The organism is Longimicrobium sp. (assembly GCF_036387355.1).
GTDB lineage: Bacteria > Gemmatimonadota > Gemmatimonadetes > Longimicrobiales > Longimicrobiaceae > Longimicrobium.
On record NZ_DASVTX010000357.1, the window covers coordinates 1 to 10,027 of the forward strand.

Sequence of the window (10,027 nt, forward strand, 5' to 3'; positions counted from 1 at the left end):
GGCGCCGACGAAGGATCCACTTGCCGCCCGTTCCAACCTGGCCACGGGCGCGGTAACCCTGCTCACGGTGAGTGTCCCTGCGCAGTTGAAGCCCCGATCGTGGCTTACCGCGGTTCGAGCGGCGGATTCATCCGCTCAGGCGAGCGTCGGGCGCAAACCGCATCGCGTTCCGCGGAGGCCCCTCCCCCGGCCCCTCCCCGCGCAAACAGCCGCGCGGAGAGGGGAGAACTGCGAGGGCGCTCCGCCGCCCCGTGCAGGTGAAGTCCCCCCGTCCGTGTGGGGGGACTTTCCGTAGTTGTTGCGGCGAATCCATTCGGGCCTCCCGCCGGGACTTTCCACTGTGGTTGCGGCGAATTCATTCGATCACCCGCCCTCGCAGCCCCACGCCTCGGCCGGGGCTCTTTCCGCCCCGCCCGCGCCGGGTCTCCACCGGCTCCGGCACCGGGTCGGCCGGAAGCTGCATCACGAAGCGCGCGCCCTTTTCAGAAGGCTCCAGCCGCAGCTTTCCCTGATGCACGTCCTCCACGATGCGGCGCGCGAGCGAAAGCCCCACGCCCCACCCGCCCTTCTTGGTGCTCACCCCCGGCTCGAACAGCGTGGTGCGCACCGCGGGCGACACGCCGGGTCCGTCGTCCGTTACGCGGATTTCCACCCGCCGCTCCCGCAGCGCCTCCGCTTCAATGCAGATGCGCCCCCCCGCGCCGGCCAGCGCGTCCAGGGCGTTCTTCACCAGGTTCTCCAGCGCCCATTCCAGCAGAATGGCGTTCCCCTGCACCGGCGGCATCCCTTCGGGAACGTCCACCTCCAGGTTCACCCCGCGCCCCAGCTGCGGCAGCCGCACGCGCACGTAGCGCTCCAGCAGGCGCAGCAGGGTGCGCACGTCCACCGCCTCCGTCTGCACCGGCCGGCCGATCCACTCAAAGCGGCGGGCCACCTTCTCCAGCCGGTCCAGGTCCGCCTCCATCTCTCCGGCCACCGCGGGGAGCGTGGCCATCCCCTCGCGGTCCTCGTCCGGCAGCCGCAGGATCTCCACCCATCCCGCCAGCGACGAGAGCGGCGTGGCCATCTGATGCGCCGACTCGCGCGCCATGGCCGCCCAGATGCGCTCGCGCTCCGTGCGCTGGTTGTGGCGGATGACGGAGGCCAGGGTGGCCAGCAGCGCAACCAGGGCGCCCACCTGCAGCAGGGGCACCCAGCGCAGACGCTCCACCGAGGGCGGATCGCCGAAATAGATGGTCCCCAGCCCGGGTTCCGTGAGCGGCGGGTTCTGCGCCGCCAGCCGCTCGGAATAGTCCATCACCCGGATCATGTCGGCCGTGTCGCCCTGCGCCGCCTCGAACGGGAGGTTGACCCAGAAGGCGGGAACCCCGTCCTGGTCGGCGTACACGATGGGGATGCGCAGGCGCTGGATCTCGCCCGAAAGCCCCAGCAGCGTGGCCAGCGGCTCCGCTTCCGGGTCGCTCAGGCCGCTGTACACCCGCACGACGATGCGCGAGTGCACCTCGGCGTCCTTGCGCAGTTCGCGCACGAGCGCCTGGCTGTACACCAGGTACCAGGCCAGGATGGCCGCCGCCAGGACGGCCAGCGCCGTGGGCCAGTGCCGGCGGTTCATCCGCGCGGGCGGAAGGGGCCGCCGGGCAGACGGGCGGGGGCTCGCATGCGGGTTCGCGGGGCGGGCGGGTGCGCCGGCGCCGGGCGGTCCCCGGCGTCCGGCGCGCTCAGGAGCGGACCAGCCGGTCCGTTCCCAGGTACGGGCGCAGCGCCTGGGGAATGATCACGGAGCCGTCTTCCTGCTGGCCGTTTTCCAGCAGCGCGATCACCGTGCGCGGGAGCGCCACGCCGGACGCGTTCAGCGTGTGCACGAACTCCGGCTTGGCCCCCGCCTCCGGGCGGTAGCGGATGCCGGCGCGGCGCGCCTGAAAATCGCCCATGTTGCTGGCGCTGCTCACTTCCAGCCACCGGTCCACCCCCGGCGCCCACACCTCCAGGTCGTACGTCTTCACGCTGCCGAACCCCGTGTCGCCCGCCGCCAGCAGCAGCACGCGGTACGGAAGCTCCAGCAGCTGCAGCACCTTTTCGGCCTGGGCGGTGATCTCTTCCAGCGCCTGCGCCGAGCGCTCCGGCTCCTCGAAGCGCACCAGCTCCACCTTGTCGAACTGGTGCAGCCGCAGCAGCCCGCGGGTGTCCTTGCCCGCCGACCCCGCCTCGCGGCGAAAGCAGGGCGAGTACGCGGTGAACTTCACCGGCAGCGTGCCCGGCTCCAGCATCTGCTCGCGCAGCAGGTTCACCAGCGGCACCTCGCTGGTGGGAACCAGGAACAGCCCGTCTTCCGCGATCTCGTAGGCGTCCCCGTCCTCCACGAACTTGGGGTACTGCCCGGTGCCCTGCATGGCGTCGCGCGTGACGAGAAAGGGCGGCTCCACCTCGGTGTAGCCGTGCTCGCCGGTGTGCAGGTCCAGAAAGAAGTTGATGAGCGCGCGCTGCAGCCGCGCCCCCGTCCCCCGGTAGGCGGGAAAGCCGCTTCCCGCCACGCGCGCGCCGCCCGCCAGGTCCAGCAGCCCCAGCTCGGCGCCGATGTCCCAGTGCGGGCGCGGGGCAAAGGCGAACTCGCGCCGCTCGCCCCAGGTGCGCACCACCGTGTTGGCCTCCTCGCCCCCGGCGGGAACGGAGGGGTCCGTCACGTTGGGCACGCGCAGCAGGACGTGCTCGATCTCCGCTTCCAGGTCGCGCAGGCGGGCGTCGATTTCGCGGATGCGGTCGCCCACCGCGCGGGTTTCGGCGATCAGGTCGTCGGCGGGCTCGCCCTTGCGCTTGCGAAGGCCCACCTCCTGGCTCACGGCGTTGCGGCGGGCCTTGAGCTCGTCGCCCTCGCCAATGAGGGCGCGGCGCTCGGCGTCGCGCGCCAGCACCGTGTCGACGGCGCGGTCGGTTTCGTCGCGCTTGCCCCGCGCGGCCAGGCGGCCGCGCAGGGCGTCGGGGTCCTGCCGCAGCAGGCGAACGTCGATCATCAGTCTTCCAGGCGCTCGTCGTCGCAGCGCTCGTTCAGCACCAGGGCGAACTTGGCCGTGGCCTGCGCCGGGTTCAGCTCCAGCACCTTGGCCTTGGCGTATCCGCCGCACGACGACACGCCGTTGCTGTACTGCGAGCGCAGCAGGTACGCGCTCCCCACGGTGAGCGTCACCGGCGTGGTGAGGTACTCCGACCGCGCGCGCGAGGCGCGGCTGATGTTTTCGAACGCCTGCGTGGTGGGCAGAATGCCGGGCCCGATGCCGCCCTCGGTGGAAACGCGCGGGCGCAGCACCAGTTCGCCCCCGGCGCCCTGGCGCAGGGCGAAGTCCCACAGGTTGGCGTCGCCCGGCGTTTCCGGCCGGGTGACCACCGGCTCCACGCCGTTGGGGCGCGAAATGTTGATGGCCGACGGCAGGCCCGACGGGCCGGTGGGGACCCCGATGGTGACCGTGTCGGTCAGCAGGATCACCTCGTTGAAGATGGAAGTATCCTCGCAGGCCGTCATGCCGGCCGCGGCGAGGGGAAAGATCAGCAGGACGAAGGGGGTAAAGCGCACCGCGGGTTCCCTCCACAGGGCCGCACGCCCCCGTACGGGCGCGCGCGGCGTGTGCGTGAAAAAAAGGCGCCGCCACGGGGGCGGTCGCTGCGAAAGCATACGCGGCGCCGGGAGCACCCGTCAAGGTGCGCCGGGCCGGTTCAGGGTTGACTTTCCTCGCCGGCGGCGGGTACGTTGCCCGTCGTCCAGACCCGGTTTTTACAACAGCGGAAAAGGCACGGATGCCCTCCCTCGATACCGCTCTCGGCTCGCTTGCCGGGCACCCCGGCGTGCGGCACGTCCTGGTGCTCGGGCGCGACGGGCTGCTGATTGCGCACCACGGCGGCCCCGAGCTGGACGCCGAAACCGTCTCGGCCATGATCCCCGGCCTGGCCACCGCCGCCGCGGCGCTGGGCGGCGCGGCGGGCTTCGGCGAGGCCGAAACCGTCGTCGTGCGCCTGCACGGCGGCGTGGCGCTGGTGAGCGTGCTGTCGCCGGACGTGCTGCTGACGGTGCTGCTGGAGGCGGGCGTGGGTTTCGCCCCCCTGCTGCGCGACCTGTCGGCCCGGCGCGACGAGCTGTCGGCGCTGGTGTGACGCGTACAACCCCGGCCGCGCCCGCGCGGTTCCCCCGTCTCCCGTGGGTGTGATGAACGCAGACCTCGCCGCCGACGCCCCGCGCCGCGTCCTGGTGGCCGACGACGAGCCGCACATCGGCCGCATCATTCAGATGAAGCTGGAGCAGGGGCCCTACGAGGTCACCCTGGTGAGTGACGGGCGCGCGGCCCTGGCGGAGCTGAACGGCACCGAGCCCATCGACGTGGTGCTGCTCGACATCATGATGCCGTACGCCACCGGGCTGGAGGTGCTGGCCGAGGCGCGCCAGCTTCCCCACCGCCGCGAAACGCCCATCATCATCCTCACCGCCAAGGGCCAGGACGCCGACCGGCGGCAGGCCTTGGAGCTGGGGGCCACGGACTTCTTCACCAAGCCGTTCAGCCCCAAGAAGCTGCTGGCGCGGGTGGACGAGCTGTTCGGTGGCCCGCCCTCCGGCGGGGACGGCGAAGGATGACGGCGGGCGATTCGCACCTGTGGTCGGTGATCCTGGCCGGCGGCGTGGGTTCGCGCTTCTGGCCGGTGAGCACGCCCCGGCGCCCCAAGCAGCTCCTTCCCCTGGCCTCGGAGCAGCCGCTGATCCGCGACACGGTGGACCGCATCGTTCCGCTGATCCCCGCGGACCGGCTGCGCATCCTTACGGGCGGGCATCTGTCGGACGCGCTGCTTTCCGTGCTTCCCGAGCTGGGCCCGCAGCACCTGCTGCTGGAGCCGCGCGCGGCGGGAACGGCGCCGGTGCTGGCGTGGGCCGCGGCGGAGCTGGAGCGGATGGATCCCGACGCGGTGATGGTGTCGCTGCATGCGGACCACGTCATCCATCCGCCCGAAGCGTTCCGCGCGCTGATCGCCCGAGCCGCGGCGCTGGCGGCCGGGCACCGCCGCCTGTTCACCATCGGCGCGCCGCCCAGCCGCGCGGAGACCGGGTACGGCTACATCCGCCTGGGCGCCCCGCTGGAGGCGCTGCCGGGGGACGACCATCCGGAGCCGGGGAACGCCGTGGCCGAGTTCGTGGAAAAGCCGGACCGCGCCACGGCGGAGCGGTACCTGGAGTCCGGCCGCTTTCTGTGGAACACGGGGCTGTTCGTGTGGCGCTGCGCGGACCTGCTGGACCAGCTTCAGGCGCACGCGCCGGAGTTCCGCGAGTTGGTGCCCATGCTGCGCCGGGGCGAAGCGGAGGAGTTCTTTCGCGTGGCGCCCACGATCTCCATTGACGAGGCGCTGCTGGAGCGCTCCGACCGGGTGGGCGTGGTGCGCGCGACCTTCGCCTGGGACGACGTGGGCGCGTGGGACGCCGTCACCCGCACGCGGCCGGCGGACGCGCGCGGCAACGTGCTGATGGGCGACGCGCACGCAGTGGAGTGCGACGCCACGATCGTGTACGCCGACGAAGGCCCGGTCGTGGCATTCGGCGTGGAGAACCTGGTGGTGGTGCGGACGCACGGTGTGACCTTCGTGGCGCACCGGGACCGCTCGCCGGACCTCAAGCACATGCTGGCGCAGCTTCCCGAGCACCTGCGGGATCTGGGGTGAGGGGAGGAGTACGAAAGTACGAAAGTACGAAAGTACGAAAGTACGAGAGTACGAGAGTACGAAAGTAGCCGGTGCCCAGTCCCCAGTTGCTGCCGATGCAGTTGGGCACTGGGCACTTGTCGCTGGGCGCTGGGCACCTCTCACTGGGCACCTGTCACTGAGCACTGGGCACTTTTTCTCAGGGCGGCACGCGGGGTGCACTCCGCGCGGCCGCCCGTTCTCGTGTTTCGTGCTCACCCCTGTTCATCGCTGACCGCCATCCCATGCCCGACCTTTCGCTGATCCTGTTCGACGACGCCGTGAGCCGCCAGTGGCACCCGTTCGCCCTCACCCGCCCCGGCGGCGAACTGCGCTTCGGCGCGTTCACCGGGCGCGCGCGGGCCGAGCGCCTGTTCGGGGCCCGATGCGTGGCGCACCTGGGCCCCGCGCACCTCGCCGGGTTTGAGGAAGGCGACGCACCCGCCGTCGTTCCGTACGCGGACGCGCCGACGGAAGGCGACCGGCTCTTTCTGTCCGCGCGCGCCGTTCCCGCGTGGGGGAGCGGCGAAATGTGGCGGGCGCGTCGGGGGGGGTCGGGGGCGGTGGTGGTGGACGGCGAGGTGGCCGGCTGGTTCGCGCCCGCGGGCACGCCCGCGCCTGAGGCGGCCTTCTTCGACTCGCCCCCCACCATGCTGGACCGCACCGGCGCGGTGGAGCTCCCGGGCCACATGATCCGCGAAGTGTGGGAGCTGATGTCGGGAAGCGGCGCGCAGACCACGGCGGACGTGGCCGGCCTCTTTCCCGACGCGCCTCCGGCGGAGCTTCCCGCGGGCGCCTTTCTCTTCGGCGACCACGCGCTGGTCATCGGCGAGCGGGTGCGGATCGAGCCGGGCGTCGTGTTCGACCTCACCAAAGGGCCCGTGTGGCTGGACGACGGGGTGCAGGTCAAGGCGTTCACGCGCATGGCGGGGCCGGCGTACGTGGGGCGCGGCAGCATCGTTCTGGGCGGCGCGCTGGAAGAGGCGAGCATCGGCGAGGGGTGCCGCATCCGGGGCGAGTTCGCGGAAAGCGTGTGCCTGAACTGGGTGAACAAGGCGCACGACGGGCACATCGGGCACGCCTACCTGGGCGCGTGGGTGAACCTGGGCGCAGAGACGACGAACAGCGACCTCAAGAACAACTACGGCACGGTGCGGCTGTGGACCCCCTCCGGCGAGCGCGACACGGGGGAGATCAAGGTCGGCTGCTTTCTGGGCGACCACGTAAAGACGGGGATCGGCCTGCTGCTGAACACGGGGACGGTGGTGGGCGCGGGGAGCAACCTGTTCGGCGCGGCCATGCCCCCCAAGTACGTTCCCCCCTTCAGCTGGGGAACCGGGGACGACCTCACGGCGTACCGGGTAGACAAGTTCCTGGACGTCGCCAAGCGCGCCATGGCGCGGCGCAACGTGGAGCTCTCGGACGAGGCGGCCGGGCAGCTCCGGAAGGCGTGGGAAGAGTCGCGCGAACAGTCGCAGGACTGACGGATCACGATTCTGCCCAACAGGTTAGACGCCCTCCCGCGATTGCGTTAGATTGCCGCCGGAGGGCGTCGCCGTATGGACCGGCGCCGGCCCACTCTCGTACTTTCGTACTTCCGCGCTCCCCCTCTCTTGCAAGTCACCCTGCTGGGCAGCGGCAGCCGCGGCAACGCGGTGCTGATTGAATCGGGCGAAACCCGGCTCCTGGTGGATGCCGGGTTCAGCGGCCGCGACCTGGAGCGCCGCCTGGCCGAGGTGCAGGTCGACCCGGCCTCGCTCACGGCGCTGCTGGTGACGCACGACCACGGCGACCACACGCGCGGCATGGGCGTGGCGGCGCGCCGGTGGAATCTGCCCCTGTACCTCACGGACCTCACGCGAAACGTCTGCGCGTCGCTGCTGGACGGCAGCGAGGACGTGCGCGCGTACAGCAGCGCCGAGCCGGTGCAGATCGGCGGCCTGGTGGTCACGCCGTTCCTCACCGTTCACGACGCGGTCGATCCCGTCGCGGTGACGGTGACGGAGGCGGGGACGGGGGAAAAGCTGGGGATTGCCACGGACCTGGGGCGCGCCACGGCGGGCGTTCGCCACGCGCTGCAGGGGTGCGACGTGCTGGTGCTGGAAAGCAACCACGACGAGATCCTGCTGCGCGAAAGCCCGTACCCGTGGTCGGTCAAGGCGCGCATCGGCGGGAGCCACGGCCACCTCTCCAACCGCGCCGCGGCGGAACTGGTGGGCGAACTGTACCACGACGGCCTGTGCGCCGTGGTGCTGGCGCACCTGAGCGAGCAGGCGAACGATCCCGGGCTGGCGAAGGACGTCGTGGGCGTGGCGCTGGAGCGGCGCCGCTACAGCGGGATGCTGGAGGTGGCGCGGCAGGAGGCCCCGCTGGCCCCCATCGACGTGTCCCGCATGCGCCGCCAGCGCCTCCCGTCCCAGATCACCCTCTTCTAACGGAGTGCGGAGACGAGATGACTCCTCTGCCCGCGGACGGCACAAGCGAACGGCGAGAACTCCGTCGCGCGAAGGTGTTTGCAGCATACGAGCAGGCTGCCGCCGATGCGGAGTACATGTCTGACGTGCGTACGATCATGGATGCGTTCGAGCCCGCGGTCGCGGACGGGTTGGGGCGTGTGGATGAAACCTGATTGCGGCATTGTTTCCGATCGACCCACAGTTTCCCCGCGATTCTCGGCCATCCTCGCGTCCTCCGCGTGAACCGCAGTTCACACGGCTGGCGGCAAACGAAAGGCGGCTCCCCGCAACGGAGAGCCGCCTTTCTGCATCCACAAACGTACCCGGAGGCGGTCAGGCCGCCTTGTCTTCTTCTTCGCGCCGCTTGCAGTCCAGGCAGTAGCGCGCGTGCGGCAGCGCCTCCAGCCGCTGGAACGGGATCTCCTGCTTGCAGCCGTGGCAGATGCCGAAGCCCTCGGGATCGGTGTACAGGCGGCGCAGCGCCTCCTCCAGCCGGTACAGGTAGCGGCCTTCCTTGCTGGCGAACAGGAACGACTTTTCGCGCTCCATGGCGTCGGTTCCCTGGTCGGCCATGTGGAACGAGTAGCTGCTCAGGTCCGCGTCCGCCGCATCACGGCTCTGCGCCGAATTCTGCTGAAAGCGTCCGATCGAACGCTGGATCTTTTCGCGCTCGCGAAGAAGAAGACGCTCGATGGCGTCGCGTTGGGTCCGATCCATCTCTGGTCTCGCTTGTGTCTGGATGTGGTTCGGGCGGGGGGCGCAGGAGCGCATGCCCGCCGTCCATCGGCGCGCATCGAACGTTCGATCCAACTGCCTGGGCGGCGGCGGGAAAGCCGGTAAATCTAGCACCCCGGGGGGCTCTTCTTCAACCCCGGGCGCCTCAGCGGTTCAGGAGGCGCCCCAGGTAGCGGACCACGTCGTTGCCGTTGGCCCACAGCATGAGCCCCACCACGATGATGAGCCCCACGTGCGAAAGCCGGATGCGCGCCTCCACCGAGAGCGGGCGGCCTCGCACCGCCTCCACCAGCAGGAACATCAGGTGCCCGCCGTCCAGAATGGGGATGGGGAGCAGGTTGAGCACCGCCAGGTTCACCGACAGAAAAGCCAGAAAGGTCAGAAAGCTGGCCGGTCCCTGCGCCGCGCTCTGCCCCGACGCCTCGCCGATGGAAAGCAGTCCGCCCAGGTTCTTGGGCGAAAGCGCGCCCGTCAGCAGGTCGCGCAGCGTCTCCAGCAGGATGGTGATCATCCGCTTGGTCTCGGAAAATCCCGTCGCGACCGCCGCGCCGAAGCCCAGCCGCCGGTAGCTGATGGCCGGCTTTTCCAGCGCGCCGATCTTGCCCACCGCCTTCTCGGCCCCGTTGACCTTTTCCTTTTCCGCGTCCGGCGTGAGCGTCACCGTCTGCTTCTTTCCGCCGCGCAGCAGTTCCACGCGCAGCGGCTTGCCCGGGCTGCCGCGGAACACCTCCACCGCCTCGTGCCAGGCGCGGATGGGCCGCCCGTCGATGCTTACGATGCGGTCGTCCGCGCGAATGCCGGCCCTGGCGGCGGGCATGTCGGGCTGCACGGCGCCGATCACCGGGTCGCTCAGAAAACGCAGCGATGCCTGCACGGAATCGCGCGACGGGCCCTTGGGCGGCAGGTTCAGCGTCACCGGCGCGGCGCCCTCCAGTCCGATCTGCGTGGGGCCGGCCGGCGCGTCTTCCAGGATCTCCTGCATGCGCTGCCAGCTTTCCACCGGCTGGCCGCCCACGGACGTCACGGACGCGCCCACGGGGATGGCGGCCACCTGCGCCGCGCTCCCGCCCAGGGTGGTCATGGGCGCCAGCTGGCGGGTGGGCACGTACGGCTCGCCCTGCGCAAAGGCC

The 10,027-nt window shown here is 70.9% G+C and carries 11 protein-coding genes; 6 read left to right on the forward strand and 5 right to left on the reverse strand.

Annotation, left to right across the window (positions count from 1 at the left end; translation table 11 throughout):
- Positions 1 to 355: 355 nt before the first annotated feature.
- The 3 genes from VF665_RS15555 to VF665_RS15565 all read right to left on the reverse strand — a co-directional run bounded on the left by VF665_RS15555 (position 356) and on the right by VF665_RS15565 (position 3,565).
- On the reverse strand, positions 356 to 1,612 hold the full coding sequence (locus VF665_RS15555) for a HAMP domain-containing sensor histidine kinase (RefSeq protein WP_331054354.1): 1,257 nt from the start codon (positions 1,610 to 1,612) through the stop codon (positions 356 to 358).
- A 106-nt stretch (positions 1,613 to 1,718) separates the two neighbouring features.
- A complete protein-coding gene (gene serS, locus VF665_RS15560) occupies positions 1,719 to 3,008 on the reverse strand; it encodes a serine--tRNA ligase (protein ID WP_331054355.1) in 1,290 nt (429 codons plus the stop codon).
- Positions 3,008 to 3,565, reverse strand: coding sequence for a hypothetical protein (locus VF665_RS15565; RefSeq protein ID WP_331054356.1), 558 nt, complete (start codon positions 3,563 to 3,565; stop codon positions 3,008 to 3,010). The genes serS and VF665_RS15565 overlap by 1 nt, the downstream gene beginning before the upstream one ends.
- 221 nt (positions 3,566 to 3,786) lie before the next feature.
- On the opposite strand from VF665_RS15565, the gene VF665_RS15570 reads away from it, so the two are divergent.
- From VF665_RS15570 to VF665_RS15595, 6 genes are all read left to right on the forward strand, one after another.
- Positions 3,787 to 4,140, forward strand: a complete 354-nt coding sequence (locus tag VF665_RS15570) for a roadblock/LC7 domain-containing protein (RefSeq protein WP_331054357.1) — start codon at positions 3,787 to 3,789, stop codon at positions 4,138 to 4,140.
- A 52-nt stretch (positions 4,141 to 4,192) separates the two neighbouring features.
- The gene (locus VF665_RS15575; RefSeq protein WP_331054358.1) at positions 4,193 to 4,615 is read left to right on the forward strand and encodes a response regulator transcription factor; all 423 of its coding nucleotides are present in this window, start codon (positions 4,193 to 4,195) and stop codon (positions 4,613 to 4,615) included.
- A complete protein-coding gene (locus VF665_RS15580) occupies positions 4,612 to 5,688 on the forward strand; it encodes a mannose-1-phosphate guanylyltransferase (RefSeq protein WP_331054359.1) in 1,077 nt (358 codons plus the stop codon). Before VF665_RS15575 ends, VF665_RS15580 begins: the two co-directional genes overlap by 4 nt.
- Positions 5,689 to 5,951: 263 nt before the next feature.
- On the forward strand, positions 5,952 to 7,190 hold the full coding sequence (locus VF665_RS15585) for a putative sugar nucleotidyl transferase (protein WP_331054360.1): 1,239 nt from the start codon (positions 5,952 to 5,954) through the stop codon (positions 7,188 to 7,190).
- Positions 7,191 to 7,319: 129 nt separating this feature from the next.
- Positions 7,320 to 8,141, forward strand: coding sequence for an MBL fold metallo-hydrolase (locus VF665_RS15590; RefSeq protein WP_331054361.1), 822 nt, complete (start codon positions 7,320 to 7,322; stop codon positions 8,139 to 8,141).
- Positions 8,142 to 8,158: 17 nt separating this feature from the next.
- A complete protein-coding gene (locus tag VF665_RS15595; RefSeq protein ID WP_331054362.1) occupies positions 8,159 to 8,335 on the forward strand; it encodes a hypothetical protein in 177 nt (58 codons plus the stop codon).
- A gap of 160 nt (positions 8,336 to 8,495) precedes the next feature.
- On the opposite strand, the gene VF665_RS15600 is transcribed toward VF665_RS15595, so the two are convergent.
- A complete protein-coding gene (locus tag VF665_RS15600) occupies positions 8,496 to 8,879 on the reverse strand; it encodes a TraR/DksA family transcriptional regulator (RefSeq protein ID WP_331054363.1) in 384 nt (127 codons plus the stop codon).
- A 163-nt stretch (positions 8,880 to 9,042) separates the two neighbouring features.
- Positions 9,043 to 10,027: RIP metalloprotease RseP (gene rseP / locus VF665_RS15605; protein ID WP_331054364.1), on the reverse strand; the 985-nt coding region annotated here is incomplete at its 5' end.

Coding starts and splice junctions, on each gene's coding strand:
- VF665_RS15595 (WP_331054362.1), top strand. CDS start 8,159: ATGACTCCTCTGCCCGCGGACGGCACAAGCGAACGGCGAGAACTCCGT.
- VF665_RS15585 (WP_331054360.1), top strand. CDS start 5,952: ATGCCCGACCTTTCGCTGATCCTGTTCGACGACGCCGTGAGCCGCCAG.
- VF665_RS15600 (WP_331054363.1), bottom strand. CDS start 8,879: ATGGATCGGACCCAACGCGACGCCATCGAGCGTCTTCTTCTTCGCGAG.
- VF665_RS15575 (WP_331054358.1), top strand. CDS start 4,193: ATGAACGCAGACCTCGCCGCCGACGCCCCGCGCCGCGTCCTGGTGGCC.
- VF665_RS15580 (WP_331054359.1), top strand. CDS start 4,612: ATGACGGCGGGCGATTCGCACCTGTGGTCGGTGATCCTGGCCGGCGGC.
- VF665_RS15570 (WP_331054357.1), top strand. CDS start 3,787: ATGCCCTCCCTCGATACCGCTCTCGGCTCGCTTGCCGGGCACCCCGGC.
- VF665_RS15555 (WP_331054354.1), bottom strand. CDS start 1,612: ATGAACCGCCGGCACTGGCCCACGGCGCTGGCCGTCCTGGCGGCGGCC.
- serS (WP_331054355.1), bottom strand. CDS start 3,008: ATGATCGACGTTCGCCTGCTGCGGCAGGACCCCGACGCCCTGCGCGGC.